16 protein-coding genes and 2 tRNA genes are annotated in these 17264 nt (G+C 49.0%); 1 reads left to right on the plus strand and 17 read right to left on the minus strand.

The annotated features are described in order from the left end of the window. Nucleotides 1-11: 11 nt before the first annotated feature. Genes AC53GJ_RS15440 through AC53GJ_RS15455 form a run of 4 tightly spaced genes read right to left on the minus strand, consistent with a single transcriptional unit; the run spans nucleotide 12 to nucleotide 3426 of the window. Nucleotides 12-1211 carry an acyl-CoA dehydrogenase family protein gene (locus AC53GJ_RS15440; RefSeq protein ID WP_496729015.1) on the minus strand — a complete coding sequence of 400 codons (1200 nt, stop codon included), beginning with the start codon at nucleotides 1209-1211 and terminating at the stop codon, nucleotides 12-14. Further along, a complete protein-coding gene (locus AC53GJ_RS15445; protein ID WP_496729016.1) occupies nucleotides 1201-1476 on the minus strand; it encodes a phosphopantetheine-binding protein in 276 nt (91 codons plus the stop codon). The genes AC53GJ_RS15440 and AC53GJ_RS15445 overlap by 11 nt, the downstream gene beginning before the upstream one ends. Beyond that, nucleotides 1463-2569 carry an HAD-IIIC family phosphatase gene (locus AC53GJ_RS15450; RefSeq protein WP_496729018.1) on the minus strand — a complete coding sequence of 369 codons (1107 nt, stop codon included), beginning with the start codon at nucleotides 2567-2569 and terminating at the stop codon, nucleotides 1463-1465. The genes AC53GJ_RS15445 and AC53GJ_RS15450 overlap by 14 nt, the downstream gene beginning before the upstream one ends. Beyond that, nucleotides 2566-3426, minus strand: coding sequence for a 3-hydroxyacyl-CoA dehydrogenase family protein (locus AC53GJ_RS15455; RefSeq protein WP_496729020.1), 861 nt, complete (start codon nucleotides 3424-3426; stop codon nucleotides 2566-2568). The genes AC53GJ_RS15450 and AC53GJ_RS15455 overlap by 4 nt, the downstream gene beginning before the upstream one ends. A gap of 606 nt (nucleotides 3427-4032) precedes the next feature. Between AC53GJ_RS15455 and AC53GJ_RS15460 the strand changes: the two genes are divergently transcribed. Further along, nucleotides 4033-4398, plus strand: a complete 366-nt coding sequence (locus AC53GJ_RS15460; RefSeq protein WP_496729021.1) for a PilZ domain-containing protein — start codon at nucleotides 4033-4035, stop codon at nucleotides 4396-4398. Between the two features lie 3 nt (nucleotides 4399-4401). On the opposite strand, the gene AC53GJ_RS15465 is transcribed toward AC53GJ_RS15460, so the two are convergent. From AC53GJ_RS15465 to tpiA, 13 genes are all read right to left on the minus strand, one after another. After that, entirely contained in the window at nucleotides 4402-5658 is a 1257-nt protein-coding gene (locus AC53GJ_RS15465) for a hypothetical protein (RefSeq protein ID WP_496729022.1), read from the minus strand. After that, on the minus strand, nucleotides 5648-6616 hold the full coding sequence (gene nlpI, locus AC53GJ_RS15470; RefSeq protein ID WP_496729023.1) for a lipoprotein NlpI: 969 nt from the start codon (nucleotides 6614-6616) through the stop codon (nucleotides 5648-5650). Before nlpI ends, AC53GJ_RS15465 begins: the two co-directional genes overlap by 11 nt. After that, complete coding sequence (gene pnp, locus AC53GJ_RS15475; protein ID WP_496729024.1) at nucleotides 6597-8720, minus strand: polyribonucleotide nucleotidyltransferase; 2124 nt, start codon at nucleotides 8718-8720, stop codon at nucleotides 6597-6599. The genes nlpI and pnp overlap by 20 nt, the downstream gene beginning before the upstream one ends. Before the next feature lie 280 nt (nucleotides 8721-9000). Further along, nucleotides 9001-9270, minus strand: a complete 270-nt coding sequence (gene rpsO, locus AC53GJ_RS15480) for a 30S ribosomal protein S15 (RefSeq protein WP_496729025.1) — start codon at nucleotides 9268-9270, stop codon at nucleotides 9001-9003. Nucleotides 9271-9373: 103 nt separating this feature from the next. Next, nucleotides 9374-10318, minus strand: coding sequence for a tRNA pseudouridine(55) synthase TruB (truB, locus tag AC53GJ_RS15485; RefSeq protein WP_496729026.1), 945 nt, complete (start codon nucleotides 10316-10318; stop codon nucleotides 9374-9376). A gap of 4 nt (nucleotides 10319-10322) precedes the next feature. After that, a complete protein-coding gene (gene rbfA / locus AC53GJ_RS15490) occupies nucleotides 10323-10751 on the minus strand; it encodes a 30S ribosome-binding factor RbfA (RefSeq protein WP_496729027.1) in 429 nt (142 codons plus the stop codon). An 81-nt stretch (nucleotides 10752-10832) separates the two neighbouring features. Further along, nucleotides 10833-13505, minus strand: coding sequence for a translation initiation factor IF-2 (infB, locus tag AC53GJ_RS15495; RefSeq protein WP_496729028.1), 2673 nt, complete (start codon nucleotides 13503-13505; stop codon nucleotides 10833-10835). Between the two features lie 24 nt (nucleotides 13506-13529). After that, a complete protein-coding gene (gene nusA / locus AC53GJ_RS15500) occupies nucleotides 13530-15026 on the minus strand; it encodes a transcription termination factor NusA (protein ID WP_496729029.1) in 1497 nt (498 codons plus the stop codon). A 29-nt stretch (nucleotides 15027-15055) separates the two neighbouring features. Further along, entirely contained in the window at nucleotides 15056-15511 is a 456-nt protein-coding gene (gene rimP, locus AC53GJ_RS15505) for a ribosome maturation factor RimP (RefSeq protein ID WP_496729031.1), read from the minus strand. Nucleotides 15512-15798: 287 nt separating this feature from the next. Next, nucleotides 15799-15875 (minus strand) — tRNA-Met (locus AC53GJ_RS15510). 127 nt (nucleotides 15876-16002) lie between these two features. Further along, nucleotides 16003-16086, minus strand: a tRNA-Leu gene (locus tag AC53GJ_RS15515). Between the two features lie 29 nt (nucleotides 16087-16115). Next, nucleotides 16116-16457, minus strand: coding sequence for a preprotein translocase subunit SecG (secG, locus tag AC53GJ_RS15520; RefSeq protein WP_496729033.1), 342 nt, complete (start codon nucleotides 16455-16457; stop codon nucleotides 16116-16118). A gap of 2 nt (nucleotides 16458-16459) precedes the next feature. Continuing rightward, a complete protein-coding gene (tpiA, locus tag AC53GJ_RS15525; protein WP_496729034.1) occupies nucleotides 16460-17203 on the minus strand; it encodes a triose-phosphate isomerase in 744 nt (247 codons plus the stop codon). Nucleotides 17204-17264 lie beyond the last annotated feature (61 nt).

Here is a 17264-nt window from a genome sequence, read left to right on the forward strand (position 1 = left end):
TTACGTTAAGCTTAAGGGCTGACCAGATGTGCTGCCGCCACGCGACTTGCTGCGACCGGATACTGGGCCTTCAAAGCTGGCCGGTAATAATCGCGCAGCGACTGACCGGCGATCATTAATTGCTGGATTTGAGATGACCCCTCAATAATTTCCAACACTTTAGCTTCACGAAATAAGCGTTCGACCGCGTAGGCTTGCCACAATCCATTACCACCAAACAATTGCACTGCATGATTAGTGACTTCAACTGCGGCTCTGGAAGTAAAATATTTAGCGATATTGGTTTCAGGGACAGCGCTGTCATCGTTGGCCGTGCGCAACGCGGCAATTTTTTCGCATAAGGCCCGGCCACAATGCAATGAAGTCGTCGCATCCGCGATCATGGCCTTGATCAGCTGATTTTGGGCGATTTTGCTGCCAAACTGGCTTCGACTGCGGGCATAAGTCACCATTTCCTCCAGCGCAGCTGTGATGATTGCCAGTCCACCCCAGGCAATACTGTAACGCCCATAAAACAGCGCAGTGTTTGCCACCATGCTAAATCCCATACCGGCTTTACCAAGCATGGCATCGGCTGGGACAAAAGTGTCTTCAAACCAGAGTTCGGCCAGATGGGCTCCACGACTTGCCAGCAAACCTTGCATGGGCCTGCTCTGCACGGCACCCTGCCGGCGATCCAATAAAAAAGCACTGATCTGATCAGAGTCCTGCGCTTTGGCCAGCACCAGCCATAAATCAGCGATAGCGCCGTAGGTAATCCATTTTTTGTGACCTGTCAGCAGATAACCACCAGCAACAGCACGATAACTGCTGGTTATTCCGGCCGCATCGGAACCGGCCCCTGGTTCTGACAAGGCAAAACAACCAATAACCTCGCCACTGGCCAGCTGTGGCAGCCACAGCCTTTTTTGCGCTTCAGTGCCAAGTCTTGCCAGGGTTTCTCCCACCAGGCTGCTATGCACTGTCAGTAGTGCTCTGACCGAATTACATCCTTTGCCAATTTCTGCGGTGATTTCACCATAGGTCAATGCATCACAGCCTTTGCCACCATAAGCTTCTGGCAAAGGCGCGGCTAACAAACCGGCTGTCGCCATCTGCCGGATCAGCGCAGCAGGCACACCTGCTTCCTCGAAGGAACCTGCATGCGGGCGTAGCTGGCTGGCTGAAAAATCCCGCGCAGCCTGCAGTAATTCAGCATGGTCAGACCGCATGTGCCACTCCCTGTAAACGCTGGGTCAGTTGCCACATCGCATCCACGGAACTGAAATTCAGCAGCAGAATTTCGTGATCAGGTACTTCAACAGCAAACTCACGTTCGATAAAAGTTAATAACCGCATGGCAAAGGTCGAATTGACGAAACCGCAACTGAAGATATTACTGTCATCGTGCAGCTCAACATCTTCGTCAAACACATTCATGTTGCTGGTGATAAATTGTCTCAGCTTGTGGCGGCATTCCATTTCAACAACTGGCACAGGATTCTCCTTTCATCGGTTCAGCCAGCACCTGAATGTAAGCCGGATAGCTGGCAATAGCAGTTAATGGGTGTTCAAACAACAGTTGGTCATGGGCGTCGCGGCTGACTTCAACAAAACCGGCGAACTGATAAGTCACCAGCATTTGTCGATTTCTGGCCGTGCGGCGAAAGTCAGCCTGTAATCTTAAATGCCGGGCATTGGCATACTGCATCAGGCAACTGAGTAACACTGAGCCGATGCCGCGGGAAGCGACCCGGCATGACATCAGCAGCAAGCGGATCACCAGCCGATCGCCCTGCTGTTCCGTCAGGACAAGGCCAATTTTGCCGTAGCTACCGTATTTGTCAGTCAGCTCACACACCCATAACTGATGCTGGGCAGAATCCATCAAGCTACGAAGTTGTTCGGCACTGTAGCTAATACCGGTGGAATTAAGCTGATTGGTACGCAGTGTCAGTTCTTCCGCCCTCAGCAGATCGGCGTCCGTCGCAAAACTGATCCGTAATTGCATTTGCAGTGCCGCTAAAAACACCTCAGGCGTACCGCTGAACTGTTCTTCATCTTGCTGACGTTGCTGCTCCTGCTGGTAGCGTAACCGGCGCTGACCGGCATCATCTGCCATAGGCGCCAGCCTGATGCCGTCAAGCTCTGGCAGCAGCAAATAGTGGGCAGCATCCATACACTGAATGGTGGGGTGAACAGCCTGAACTTCTTCCCGTTCAAACGGCTGATCATCAATAAACATAAAAGCATCAATGCCTAAATTTAATCTTGACCGGATCCGTTCAACACTGACAGATTTGGCGTTCCAACTGATTTGCGGATACAGGAAATAGTCCGCCAGCCCAAACTGCTGTAACTTGGCCATCGCATCGTCATGATTATTTTTACTGGCAATCGAATGCAGAATGCCTTTGCTGTCCAGAGTTTGGATCAAAGCTGCGATGCCAGGTCTCAGCTGTACATCATCTCCTTCAGCCAGGATACCGTGCCATAAGGTGTGATCTAAATCCCAGACAATACACTTAATCGGGCGTTGTAACTGACTGGTTAAGGCGGTGTCAGCTGCCACAGATGATAAGGTTGTCATGTCGAGCCCTCTTGGTAATGATAAAAGCCGCGGCCACTTTTCCGGCCATACAAGCCCGCATCTACCATCTTTTGCAGCAATGGGCAGCAGCGGAATTTAGGATCCTGAAAGGCGTCGTATAACACTCTGAGTGACTGCACCACGGTATCCAGCCCGATTAAATCTGCAGTTTCCAGTGGCCCCATGCGGTGGCCATAACCCAGCTTAAAGATACTGTCGATGGCTGCAGGCTCCGCAACCTGGTCCTGCACCAGAAAAGCGGCTTCATTCATAAACAAATGTGATAATCGGTTGGCGACAAAACCAGGCATGTCCTGAACCAGAATGAATTTTTTGCCAAGTTGATGCAGCCATTCGCGGCAGTAGCGGATAGTGGCTTCACTGGTATAAAAACCTTGCATCACTTCAACTGCAGCAGTCACAGGCACCGGATTCATAAAATGCATGCCAATGACCCGGCTGGGATCTGGCATTAACGCGGCGAGTCGGGTAATAGATAAACAGCTGGTATTGATCCCAACATAGGTCTCTGGCCGACAGACTTTGGCAAGTTCCTGATACAACGCTTGTTTAATTTGCCAGTCTTCCGGCACATTCTCGATAATCAGCGCTGTATCTGCCAGCGCACAGATGTCGGTGGTGCCATAAATTCTGGCGGAAATATCCGCTGCTGAACCAGGCTGCCACTCGGGTTGCAGCATACGGTATAACCGCAGCCGACCTGCTAAACTCTGTTTCGCGCTAGCTAAAGCATCTGAACTGATGTCATACAAAACAACCTGATGCCCCGCCGCCGCACAGCACAAGGCGACATCAGCACCCATCACCCCTGCACCTGCAATTCCGATCATATCCATGATTGATCCCGCGTCTGTTTATTAAACCAAGCTGTAATGCCCGAACCGCAAATCCGAGCTATCAAACACATTTTCAGCCTGCAGCATCCGACCGAAAAACAGCAGTCACTGGATAAATCATCGGCTGTTTGATGCCAGCTATTGAACATGCTGTTGTTCTGCAGCGAGTGAACGGTAACAAAAAGAAAATGACAAATGACTAGCAGAGCTGGGATATCACAGTAATATCAGACTTTAATAATTGGTGCAGAGGCACCAGTCCCGATAAGGTTTAACTGTGGAAAAAATATGACTGGCAGCGAATAACAATGACAAAATAAAGTCAGAGCCTTATCAACTGCATCCTGCCACGTTGCACAAAGGGTAAGTGTCACCTCATCATCTGGTTTACAGCAAGACCGTTGTGCCGACTTTATTTCAGCTGTTGACTGGCAAAAATGCAGTACTGAGTTCAAAATAGCCATCTTTACAGGCAAACCGCATCTGAAGTACAAAGCAGACAAATTTGTATTTTCGGGTCAATCTGTGGCAGCAAAGGTAAACTGTTGTTGCCTGCTTTTTTAACTAATTCAGGCTATGCTGTGTAGCAGGTAATCAGGAGTCATTATGGACCACAGACGATTCAGCCGGATCTTATTTAGCAGTGATGCCCGATTATTGTATGTTCAGGATGGACAGAGCCTGCAATTTAAAACGGAGCTGCTGGATTTATCGTTAAAAGGCGCTTTGGTGAAAAGGCCGGAACAATGGCAGTTACCGGATGGTACTGCGCTGACGTTAGAATTTTTACTGAATGATTCTGAGTTGATATTGCAGATGGAAGCTGTGGTTGCGCATAGTCATCAGCAGAGTATTGGCTTACGCTGTGAAAAAATTGATATTGAAAGCGCCAGCCATTTACGTCGCTTACTGGAGCTGAATATCGGTGATGCCGAATTATTAAGCCGCGAGCTGACTGAGCTGTCGAATTAACCTTCAGCGCTGGCCCGCAGCTGCTGCCATGCGGGCTGGTACTGCAACGCCATCACTCTGCTGCAGTGCTGCTAAAGCTTCAATTGCAGCCGGATAACCTGCCTTAGCTGCCAGTTGCATCAACTGCTGCCATTGCGGCCAGTTTTGTTGTTGTCGCGCCAAATAAGCAAAATAATATTGCACTGGCATCAGCAGTTCAGCTTGTTGTAATTGCTGCTGTATCAATTGTAAATACAATGCCGGCATCGCCAATTCATAATGTTGCAAATGACTGTCAGCCGCCACCACCCGATAAGCTTGTTGTTGTAACTGCTGGCAGGTTGTCACTGCGGTCAGTTCAATATCTGTCGCCGCTAACTGCCAATGCTGTAGATAGGCGGCAACATCGGCTTTAGCAAACACTAAATTTGGCGTGATCCGGCCTGGGACACATTCATCCGCAGCCACTGCCGCACTCAATGGATATTCATCCAGAAAACCAAACAGATGACTCAGTTCATGCCTCAGCAGTGCCAAATCGGCAGTGGCTGGCAACTGTAACCAGCCATTGTTATAACTGGCATGGCCACGTCCTGCCAGCACCACCAGTTGGGTGGCTTTGCCTTCTAATACCACAGGTAACAAGGCTTCGGTCTGACAGTGGATCCGTATGCCTGGCTGTTCAGTACAAGCTAACTGACGGCTGTCGATAAACTGTGGCGGATTAAAACAAATGGACAACGAAGATAGTTGGGGATCTTGTTGCCACTGTTGTATCAAACCAAGCCAATTGCGGGCCGAGGCTAAAGTGCTCAACACCGGCTGCAAGGTTAAGCGACAAGCGCTAGCTGACTGCAACTGTTGCAAATAGGGCAACTGCCACTGGTGCTGCAGTTGCTGCGGCAGCAACTGCCAACCGCCCAGCTCAGCCTGCACCTGATGTAACTGCTGTTGTGCAGTTGGTTCTACTGTGGCCGTTTGGGTTCTATCTGCTAATTGCTGTACCCAGGCTAATAAATCCTGACTACTGAGCTGCGGCTGTGCTGCTTGTTGCGCTGCCAGATAAGCTGGTACTGCGGGCCAATAGCCCTGCTCAGCCGCCTGTCGATACAAAGTTGCAGCGGTATCAGGTAACTGCCGCGCCTTCGCAGTTTCTGCCTGCTCAAAGCTGAGCTGACCAGGGATATATGGCGCAGTGGCTGGCTGGCAAGCCGTCAGCAGCAATAAAAAAAAGCCAGCAAGCCGGCTTTTTTGATCCAAAGGCAGACCCTTAATGCGCATGGGGTTCTGCTGTGTCAGTGGCATGGTCGGCGTCGTGTTGACCAAGGCCGTAGTGCTGGCGTAACAACTGCATTTCAACTCTGGCATACCGATATTCAACAAACTCATACACATTGGTGGCTAGCGTCTTTTTGTAATACTCCAACGCCAAGCTTGGGTTGTGCTGACGGCTATGCCATTTGGCCAGGTAAAAATACACTTCGCACAGCTGCTCAGCCAATTTGGTATTGTCACTGGCATCAGTACTGGCCAACTGCAACAATTGCGCTTCACTGATTTGACCGAGGTAAAAAGCAACGATATGGCGAGCCCAGGATTGCTGATCCAATAATGGATACTGAGTTGCCAGTCGTGTTTGAGCGGCTTGCTCTGATATCTCCACTTCCGCCAGATATAACCAGAGTGAGCGGTAAGGATCATCTGCTTTTAACTGCTGAAACTGCTGAAAGTCGGCAATGGCCAAAGCTGTTTTACCATCATATTGCAAGGCAATAGCGCGGTTCAGATAGGCATATTCGTAATCAGGTTGGAGTTCCAGTGCTGAATCGAAAGCTTCATAAGCCTGTTCAAAATCACCGGCTAAACTGTGGTGAATACCAATAATGTTATAGGCATCCGCCATATCCGGTTGTAGCCGGATTGCACGCATAAAATCCAGCCGCGCCAAGGTTGGTAAACCGGCACTGTCAAACATCACGCCACGGTCGTAAAACAGCCGGGCTCGCTGATCTTCTTTTAATTCAGCAGATTGCAGCAGCTCCGAGATACGGGCTATGGCGATTTCAGTGCGATATGGGATGGTCAGTGGTTCAGGTGATAACGGTTGCTCAGTCAATACTACAGGGGCTGTTGCTGCAGTGCTCTGGCAAGCACTCAGACCAACCATACTGAATAACAACAGACTGGCAATTGCCAGTCTGTTGTTAAGCCCGTTCGGCTTAGTTTGCAGCTTCAACATTGGCTGTCGCAGCTTTTTCGCTGGCTTCTTTGATGCTGAGGCGAACACGACCTTGTTTGTCCACTTCCAGCACTTTGACCTGAACTTTCTGGCCAACGCTTAAGTGGTCGGCAACATTGCTGACGCGCTCATCAGAGATTTGAGAAATATGCACCAGACCATCTTTACCCGGTAACACATTGACAAAAGCACCGAAATCAACGATCCGCACCACTTCACCTGAGTACACAGCACCCACTTCAATCTCAGCGGTGATAGCTTCGATTTTGCTGATGGCAATGTTGGCGGCTTGTGAGTTGGTCGCGGCAATTTTCACGGTACCATCATCTTCGATCTCAATGGTCGTACCAGATTCTTCAGTGATTTGACGGATCACTGCACCACCTTTACCAATCACGTCACGGATTTTCTCCGGGTTGATTTTTAAAGTGTAGATACGTGGTGCGTGCTCAGACAATTCTTCACGGTGCGTGCTGATCGCCTGGTCCATCACGTTCAGAATGTGAATACGAGCCGCTTTGGCTTGTTTCAACGCGATCTGCATGATTTCTTTGGTGATACCTTCAATTTTGATATCCATCTGCAGCGCAGTGATACCTGCTGTGGTACCCGCTACTTTAAAGTCCATGTCACCTAAGTGATCTTCATCACCTAAAATGTCAGAAAGAACCACGAAGTCGTTGCCTTCTTTCACCAGACCCATGGCAATACCAGCCACAGAGGCTTTGATAGGCACACCAGCATCCATCAGCGCTAAAGAAGAACCACAAACTGAAGCCATTGAACTTGAACCGTTTGATTCAGTGATTTCTGACACCATCCGCACTGTGTATGGGAAAGCATCAAAATCTGGCATTACAGCCGCAACACCACGTTTTGCTAAGCGGCCGTGACCGATTTCGCGACGTTTTGGTGAACCAACCATGCCGGTTTCGCCAACTGAGAACGGTGGGAAGTTGTAATGGAACAGGAAGTTGTCCGTTTTGTCAGACAGCAGATCATCAACGTTCTGCGCATCACGGGCAGTACCTAAAGTACAGGTAACCAGTGCCTGAGTTTCACCGCGGGTGAATAAAGCTGAACCGTGAGTCCGTGGTAACAGACCCGTCATCACTGACAGCGCACGGATCATTTCATTGTCACGGCCATCAATGCGTGGTTCGCCTTTGATGATGCGGCTACGGACGATTTTTGATTCGAGGTTATGGAAAATTTCGCCGGCTTCAGTGTCGTTAAAGCTCTCGCCTTCTGCCAGTTCAGCTTTGATCTGAGCAAAAACCTCAGCCTTGATGGCACCAATGCGCTCATAACGTTTAGCTTTTTCAGTAATACGGTAAGCTTCACCGACCGCAGCTGCTGATAAAGCTTCGATTTTGGCAATCAGTGGCTCGTTTTTAGCTGGTGCAACCCAATTCCAGGCAGGCTTGCCGCCTTCAGCTGCAAATTCAGCAATAGCGCTGATCGCAGTCTGCATTTGCTCATGGCCATAGACCACTGCACCTAACATCACATCTTCAGACAGCACACCGGCTTCAGATTCAACCATCAGCACTGCGTTGGCAGTACCAGCAACCACTAAGTCTAACTTACTGGTTTTTAATTCGGTTTCAGATGGGTTTAACACATACTGGCCATCGATGTAACCAACACGGGCTGCACCTAATGGACCACTGAATGGAATACCAGAAATAGCGAGCGCGGCAGAAGTACCTAACAGAGCAACGATATCCGGCTGAATTTCAGGTTGTACTGACACCACGGTCGCAATCACTTGCACTTCGTTGGTGAAACCTTCCGGGAATAATGGGCGAATTGGACGGTCGATCAGACGAGAGGTTAAGGTTTCGCCTTCAGAAGGGCGGCCTTCACGTTTGAAGAAACCACCTGGAATACGACCGGCAGCATACATTTTTTCTTGGTAGTTCACCGTCAGTGGGAAGAAGTCCTGACCTGGTTTTGGCGCTTTTTTACCAACAACTGTGACTAATACTGAAGTGTCGCCCATGCTGGCTAACACGGCACCGTCGGCTTGACGGGCAATTACACCTGTTTCTAAGGTAACAATGTGCTGACCAAACTGGAATGATTTTACGATAGGATTCACTGAATTATTTCCTTTCTGTTTTACGCGTGGACTGGGGCCCCAGCGGACCTTAAACGCGGTATATTTGGGGTCGATTTTTCGCGAGACAGTATAGCTTGTAAGACATGACAAAAGATAGCCGCGACTATGGCCATCTGACAGAAAAACTGCTGTGCTAAAACCGGTAACTGCTGAGGAAAAACGGCTGGTAACAACTGGATTGCGAGTGGTCTTAATCTGGCACTGAGCAAAAAACAAGGGAGCCGAAGCTCCCTGGTCATTTTTGCTGTTAGCGGGTCGATTAACGACGCAGGCCTAAACGCTCGATCAGAGTTGCGTAACGAGCTGAGTCTTTACGCTTTAAATAGTCTAACAGTTTACGACGCTGAGAAACCATGCGCAGCAGACCACGACGTGAGTGGAAGTCATGCTTGTGATCAGCGAAGTGAGGTTGCAGCTTGTTGATAGAACCAGTCAGCAGTGCTACTTGCACTTCTGGTGAACCAGTATCGTTAGCAACAACGCCGAAATCGGCCAGAATTTTTGCTTTTTCAGCGGTAGTTAGTGACATAAAATCCTCCAGGATCATAAATAACAGTTGTCGCCAGGCACTAATCCAGCCAACAACCAAAAATGAGCGCGCATTCTAGCACGCTCAGTTCGAAATACAACGACTAATTTGGGCTGCTGTGAAACTGACTGGTATTGAGTAACCGCCGCACCACTAACAGTTGATCTTTGACCGCGCCAATACCAATAAAAACACCGGCTTCGGTATACAACTTAATGGCATCCAGCGTCGGCGCTTGTAGCAAGTGTTGCTGCAGATCATCGGTCAGAATCACGGCCTGGCCATGCACCAGCCGCTGATGCTGCGCACCATCCAGCGTCAAGGCAGCTAAACCTTGTAGCGCCAAATCCATCGGTAATAACAAAGCATCCAGCGAAGCCCAGTCTTGCTGTTGATTCAGTTCGACCAAATCTTGCTCCAGATGCATTTGCGCAGCCTGAAACGGACCGACATGGATACGGCGTAATCCACTGACATAAGCACCAGAACCTAAGGTTTCCCCCAGATCGTCAATCAGAGTACGGATATAAGTGCCTTTGCTGCAGTGCACGACAAAAGTGGCGTCCTGACCGTCAAAGGACAACATATCAAAGCGGAAAATTTCAATAGGTCTGGCTTCACGCGGGACCGTGATGCCCTGACGGGCATATTTATACAAGGGTTGCCCCTGATATTTCAGCGCCGAATACATCGTCGGTACTTGCAACTGCGGGCCACGTGCCTGGATGACAGCCGCCTGTAAATCGGCAGCACTGAAGGCAATAGGCCGCTGGCTGATGACTTCACCAGCAGCATCACTGGTATCAGTGCGGACGCCAAAGCGCGCTTTCACTTCATAGGTTTTATCCGTATCAAGCAAGAACTGACAAAATTTAGTCGCCTCACCAAAGCAAATCGGCAACAAGCCAGACGCCAGCGGATCCAAAGCCCCGGTATGGCCAGCTTTTTCCGCCTGATATAACCAGCGAATGCGCTGCAAAATACCATTGCTGGACACTTCCAGAGGTTTGTCCAGCAAAAAAATACCATTAACCTGACGACGTGCCATGCGATTACTCTTCTTCGTCGGCAGCTTTAGCAGCAGGCAGATCCAGTTCCTGGCCAGCGTCCAGACGCTTTTTCTCATCTGATTTACGCACAGTTTCCACCAAATTTGCCATCCGGATGCCTTCATCCAATGACTTATCAAAGTAAAAACGAATGGTCGGTACAATCCGGGCCTGGATCCGTTTGGCAATCAGACTGCGGACATAACCCGCTGCATCATTGAGGATAGTCAGGTTTTCTTGTACTTTTTCCGCTGCCAGACCTAAAAAGGTGACATGGATTTTACAGTGCGATAAATCGCGGGACACATCCACCGCCGAGACTGTGATCATGGTGTGAAGGCGTGGGTCTTTAATTTCACGTTGCAAAATAACGGCAATTTCTTGCTGCATTTGCTGGGATAACCGGTCAACCCGGCTGAATTCTTTAGCCATATATTTACCTGCTTCAGCAGAACAAACAGGGGCACCAGGCCCCTGTTTCATACTGTTTTATATATCAATCAAGCATTTGCATTACAGAGTGCGAACAACCTGCACCACTTCAAATACTTCGATCTGGTCGCCTTCGCGCACATCGTTGTAGTTCTTCACACCGATACCACATTCGAAACCGTTGCGAACTTCAGACACGTCATCTTTCACCCGACGCAGTGATTCCAGTTCACCTTCGAAGATCACCACGTTGTCACGCAGGACGCGGATTGGCGCATTACGCTTCACCACACCCTCTGTCACCATACAACCGGCGATAGCACCGAATTTCGGTGAGCGGAATACTGCTCGAACCTGCGCCAGACCAATGATCTGTTGCTTAAATTCTGGCGCTAACATACCGGTCATCGCTGCACGAACTTCGTCTAACAGTTCATAAATGATGCTGTAGTAACGTAAGTCCAGTGATTCATCTTCGACGATCTTACGGGCTGTCGCATCGGCACGGACGTTAAAGCCAATGATGATGGCAGAAGAAGCCGCAGCCAGGGTGGCGTCAGTTTCAGTGATTCCACCGACACCACTACCGATGATTTTGATTTTCACTTCATCAGTCGACAGTTTAGTCAGTGAATCACTGATAGCTTCTACAGAACCCTGTACGTCTGCTTTCAGCACGATATTCAGCTCAGCTACATCACCGTCCGTCATGTTGGCAAACATGTTTTCCAGTTTAGCTTTTTGCTGACGAGCCAATTTGACATCGCGGAACTTGCCCTGACGATACAGTGCAACTTCACGGGCTTTACGCTCGTCTTTCACTACTGTCACTTCATCACCAGCGTGTGGTACGCCTGACAGACCTAAAATCTCGACAGGGATTGAAGGACCAGCTTCTTTGATTTCTTTACCGTTTTCATCGCGCATTGCCCGAACACGGCCGTATTCAAAACCACAAAGTACGGTGTCACCCTGACGCAGCGTACCTTCCTGCACCAGGATTGACGCGACCGGACCACGACCTTTATCCAGACGTGATTCCACCACCACGCCACGGGCGATGCCCTGACGGACAGCTTTTAATTCCAGTAATTCAGCTTGGTTCAGAATGGCTTCTAACAAGTCATCGATACCCATACCGGTTTTAGCCGAAATTGGCACAAACTGAGTATCACCGCCCCACTCTTCTGAAATAACACCAAATTGCGATAATTCATTACGGACCCGATCCGGATCTGCATCTGGTTTATCCATTTTGTTGACTGCAACCACCAGCGGCACACCAGCAGCTTTCGCATGCTGAATTGCTTCTTTGGTTTGTGGCATCACACCGTCATCAGCCGCAACGACCAGAATAACGATATCTGTTGCTTTCGCACCACGAGCCCGCATCGAGGTAAAGGCTGCGTGACCTGGCGTATCCAGGAAAGTCACCATACCGCGTTCAGTTTCAACGTGATAAGCACCAATGTGCTGGGTAATACCACCGGCTTCACCGTCAGCCACTTTGGCTTTACGGATATAGTCCAGCGTGGAAGTTTTACCGTGGTCAACGTGGCCCATCACGGTCACAACGGGTGCACGTGGCTCCAACTGGCCTTGACCTTCACGGTCTGCCATCACGGTTTCTTCTAACTCGTTTTCACGGGTTAAAGTGAATTTATGACCCATTTCTTCACAGACAATGGCAGCAGTTTCCTGATCAATGACCTGGTTGATAGTCGCCATGGCGCCCATCTTCATCATCACTTTGATCACTTCTGAAGCTTTTACCGCCATTTTGGCAGCCAGTTCAGCGACAGTGATGGTTTCACCAATTTTCACTTCACGCTCCACAGGCTGCGCTGGTTTGTTAAAACCATGCTGCATACTGGTTGGGGTTTTCTTTTTCTTATGACGGTTAGCGCGGTTGAAAGCGTCTTTATCGTCATCATCTTTTTTCTTGGTTTTGCCAACTGGGGCTTTTTTACCATGACGACGACCACCACGCTCATCGCGGGCATCAACTTCGTCTTCAGCCTGTTTGGCATAAACGTTGGATGTCAGGTGGTAATCACCGGCTTCCGCTGGCGTTTTTTCTTCTTTGGCCCAGCGTTCAGCATTTTCTTCCGCCAGTTTGCGGGCTTCTTCTGCCTGACGTTGCGCATCTAACTCCAGCTTTTTCAGACGTTCTGCGTCTTGCTGAGCGATGATGCGATCCGCTTCACGTTTGGCATCTTCTTTTGCCTGCCGACGTGCCGCTTCTTCCGGATCATCTTTGAGCAATTGAGCACGAGCTTCCGCTTGTTTCTTCACTTCAGCAGCTTTACGTTCTGCTTCCGCTTTTTTGTCAGCTTCTTCTTTGGCTTTACGCTCGACAGCCGCTTTTTCTGCCGCTAATCTGGCTTCTTCAGCCTTGGCCGCTTCTTCGGCCAAGCGGGCTTCTTCTGCGGCCTGGGCTGCAGCGTCATCCACCAGCGGACGTTTTACATAAGTTTTTTGTTTCAGCACTTGTACCTGAATTTCCCGGTTGCGACCCGCACCACCACTGACACTCAGCGTAGTTTTTTCTTTACGTTTTAACGTTAAACGCGAAGGTTCGGTACTGGCACCACCGTGTTGTTTGCTCAGATGATCCAGCAGAGACTTTTTCTCATCTTCTGACACCATCTGACCCGCGTGCTTAGTAATGCCCGCATCAGCAAATTGTTGGACTAACCGATCAACAGTTGTTCCCACATCACTGGCTAGTTTTTCAATCGTTACTTCCGCCATGTCAATGTTTCCTCCGTTGACCTATCAGTTTTCTTCATTAAACCAAACAATATTACGTGCAGCCATAATTAGGGCAGCAGCTTTTTCTTCAGTCATCTTTTCAATTTCAAGCAAATCATCGACACCTAATTCAGCCAGGTCATCCAGCGTCACCACACCTTTGCTAGCAAGCACATAGGCGGTGTGAGTCTCAAGACCCGGCAGGTTCAACAGCGCTTCACTCGGCGTTGAGCCTTCCAGTGATTCTTCACTGGCCAGCGCACGAGTTGTCAGTACGGCCTTAGCACGCTTCCGCAGTTCTTCAACTGTGTCTTCGTCCAGACCATCAATTGCCAGTAATTCAGCTACAGGGACATAGGCAACTTCTTCCAGTGATGAGAAACCCTCATCAACCAGAATGCCGGCAAAATCTTCGTCAATTTCCAGCGCCGACATAAACAGATCCAACACTTTAGAATTTTCTTCCTGGTGTTTTTTCTTCATATCAGACACTGACATTACATTCAGTTCCCACTGCGTCAGTTGGCTGGCTAACCGCACGTTCTGACCAGCCCGGCCGATGGCCATTGGTAGGTTAGAATCTTCAACTGCGATATCCATTGAGTGTTTCTCTTCATCGACGATGATAGAAGCCACTTCAGCCGGAGCCATCGCATTAATGACATATTGCGCCGGATTATCATCAAACAGCACGATATCGACACGCTCACCGCCCAGTTCACCTGAAACGGCCTGCACGCGTGAACCACGCATACCGACACAAGCACCAACCGGGTCAATCCGGCGGTCATTGGTTTTCACCGCGATTTTAGCGCGTGAGCCCGGATCACGGGCTGCGCCGCGAATTTCAATCATTTCTTCGCCGATTTCCGGCACTTCAATGCGGAATAATTCAATCAGCATTTCCGGACGGGTCCGGCTTAAAAACAGCTGAGCGCCACGAGCTTCCGGATTGACAGCAAACAACAAGGCACGGATACGGTCGCCAGGGCGGAAGGTTTCACGTGGGATCATATCTTCCCGCGCTAACATCGCTTCGGCGTTATTCCCTAAATCAACAATGATGCTGTCGCGATTGACTTTTTTCACTACACCTGTGACTAATTCACCCACCTGATCGATATAAGCTTCAACCACTTGAGAACGTTCTGCTTCACGCACTTTTTGCACTATGACCTGTTTTGCCATCTGAGTGGTAATACGGTCAAATACGATAGATTCGATTTGCTCTTCGACGTAATCACCGATTTGCAATTCAGGTTCATCATACTGCGCAGCAGATAAAGTCATTTCGCGGGTTGGATGTTCCATCACATGGTCATCAGCAACCACTTGCCAGCGGCGGAAGGTTTCGTATGAACCGGTTTTGCGGTCAATAGTGACCCGAACTTCGATGTCGCCTTCATTTTTCTTTTTGGTAGCGGCTGCCAAAGCATATTCCAAAGCCTGGAAAATCTTCTCACGCGGTACTGATTTTTCGTTAGAAACCGCATCTACAACCAATAAAATTTCTTTTGCCATGTTTTCTGCCTCACTAAGAGCCGGGGAATTTAAAACACCGGAACTACGTTTGCTTTATCTACGTTATCCATAAGCAAACGATAAGGTTTGCCATCCACTTCAATTACCAGCATATCGTCGACAATTTCCAGCAGCTGTCCTTTAAAACGACGGCGACCGTCCTGCGGGATCGCCAGTTTAACTTCGACTTTTTGGCCAACAACTTTGGCAAAATGAGCAGGAGTAAACAAAGGACGATCCAGGCCTGGCGAGGAAACTTCGAGGTTATATTCGTTCGGGATTGGATCTTCAACATCAAGGATGGCGCCTACTTCGCGGCTGACCAGAGCACAGTGTTCAACAGTCACACCGTCCGGATGATCAATAAAAAGCCGTAAAGTGGAATGACGCCCAGCAGGCACGAACTCACACCCCAACAACTCAAAGCCAGCGGCTTCTACCGTTGGGCTTAACAGCTCGGTTAAGCGCTGTTCTTGTTTAGTCAAAGATACCTCCAGAAATAAAAAAAGGGCCTATAGCCCAGAATATTAGTACAACAATACTTCAGATATAAAAACGCCCCGATAACCGGGGCGAAGTTAAATCCGAAACAACAAGATATCGCCAATCTTGCTGATAAATCTGGGTATCTAATCTGCTACCGGGAAGACAAGAGGTAAACAAATTCAGACACAAACTGGACAATAGTCCATTGTTACGTCTGCTGCAGCTGAACTTAAGGTTCACATTAAGTTGGAGTGAAAAGGAAACTTCACTGAAACACTGCAGAAGTTGGTTGCGGGAGCCGGATTTGAACCGACGACCTTCGGGTTATGAGCCCGACGAGCTACCAGGCTGCTCCATCCCGCGTCCGTAACTGGCGTGCATTATATAGTGCATGGCACTGTATCGCAAGAAATGTTTTGAGCTAACTTCGAATACTTGAGCATTTAATAACACACTGAAGTTTCGATTTTTTTACTGCTTTTATATCAATTGGTGCCGAGAGCGGGACTCGAACCCGCATGCCTAGGGCACTACCACCTCAAGGTAGCGTGTATACCAATTTCACCATCTCGGCATTCAAACTTTTACAACACAGACAGCTGATTAATTGCCGACTGGGATATCTTTTGTTGTATCTTTTTTCTCTGGTACCGCAGGTGCAGTCACTTCTGTCACCGGTGCAGCCAGATTTTCGAATTCAGATTTCTTTTCAATGTGCGTGGTGTTGTAGTTGCCTAACACTAAACTCAGGGCAAAAAACACCGTCGCCAGCACTGTGGTTGAACGGGTCAGGAAGTTACCTGTACCAGAAGAACCAAAAATTGTTGCTGAAGCGCCTGCACCAAAAGAAGCACCCATATCTGCGCCTTTACCGTGCTGGATTAATACCAGACCGATCAACGCCAGAGCAACCAGCAGGTACAGAACTAAAAATAACTCGTACATGTTTATTCCTGTGCACTTAAGCATATGGCAGCAAATTCTGCCGGTTTTAAACTTGCCCCACCGACGAGACCACCGTCAATGTCTGGCTGACTAAACAATGCCTGGCAATTTTCTGCATTGACACTGCCGCCGTAAATAATTCTTATCTGCTGCGCTTTCACTGCATCATATTGTGCCAAATGGTCACGAATAAACTGATGCACTTGTTGCGCTTGTTCCGGACTGGCAGTTTCACCAGTACCTATGGCCCAAACCGGCTCATAAGCAACCACAGTCTGGCCTAACAATTCAGGGTGCGCAGCATACACTGCATCTAATTGCTCTGCAATAACCTGAAAGGTTTTTTCTTGCTGTCTTTGCGCTAAAGTTTCGCCAAAACAAACAATTGGCGTTAATTTAACCGATACAGCCCTTAAGGTTTTTGCTAACACCATCTGGTCGGTTTCACCATACAAAGCACGTCGCTCTGAGTGGCCGACAATCACATAACTGGCACCAGCTTCCAGCAGCATATCAGCACTGATTTCACCTGTGAAGGCACCTTTAGTCTCATTGCTGAGATTTTGACCACCCAAACAATAACGACTGTGTTTTGGAAAGTTCGGCAGAAATATTACAGGTGGACAGATCAAAATTTCAGTTGTCGACGCGGCTAAACCGGCAAGCTGCTGGCTAGTCTGTGCGACTAAATCACAACTGCCATTCATCTTCCAGTTGGCGGCTATCAATGGTCTGCGTTGTGTCATGCGAGCTCCCTGTGTTAAGCGGGCGAGATATTAACGAACCTCGCCCTTTCTCACAAGAGAA

The organism is Rheinheimera sp. B2H12 (genome assembly GCF_059620065.1).

Bases quoted from the DNA above. Each gene is read 5' to 3' on its own strand.
- AC53GJ_RS15440 (WP_496729015.1), bottom strand. From the start codon at position 1,211: ATGCGGTCTGACCATGCTGAATTACTGCAGGCTGCGCGGGATTTTTCA.
- AC53GJ_RS15450 (WP_496729018.1), bottom strand. From the start codon at position 2,569: ATGACAACCTTATCATCTGTGGCAGCTGACACCGCCTTAACCAGTCAG.
- AC53GJ_RS15455 (WP_496729020.1), bottom strand. From the start codon at position 3,426: ATGGATATGATCGGAATTGCAGGTGCAGGGGTGATGGGTGCTGATGTC.
- AC53GJ_RS15460 (WP_496729021.1), top strand. From the start codon at position 4,033: ATGGACCACAGACGATTCAGCCGGATCTTATTTAGCAGTGATGCCCGA.
- AC53GJ_RS15465 (WP_496729022.1), bottom strand. From the start codon at position 5,658: ATGCGCATTAAGGGTCTGCCTTTGGATCAAAAAAGCCGGCTTGCTGGC.
- nlpI (WP_496729023.1), bottom strand. From the start codon at position 6,616: ATGTTGAAGCTGCAAACTAAGCCGAACGGGCTTAACAACAGACTGGCA.
- rpsO (WP_496729025.1), bottom strand. From the start codon at position 9,270: ATGTCACTAACTACCGCTGAAAAAGCAAAAATTCTGGCCGATTTCGGC.
- truB (WP_496729026.1), bottom strand. From the start codon at position 10,318: ATGGCACGTCGTCAGGTTAATGGTATTTTTTTGCTGGACAAACCTCTG.
- rbfA (WP_496729027.1), bottom strand. From the start codon at position 10,751: ATGGCTAAAGAATTCAGCCGGGTTGACCGGTTATCCCAGCAAATGCAG.
- infB (WP_496729028.1), bottom strand. From the start codon at position 13,505: ATGGCGGAAGTAACGATTGAAAAACTAGCCAGTGATGTGGGAACAACT.
- nusA (WP_496729029.1), bottom strand. From the start codon at position 15,026: ATGGCAAAAGAAATTTTATTGGTTGTAGATGCGGTTTCTAACGAAAAA.
- secG (WP_496729033.1), bottom strand. From the start codon at position 16,457: ATGTACGAGTTATTTTTAGTTCTGTACCTGCTGGTTGCTCTGGCGTTG.
- tpiA (WP_496729034.1), bottom strand. From the start codon at position 17,203: ATGACACAACGCAGACCATTGATAGCCGCCAACTGGAAGATGAATGGC.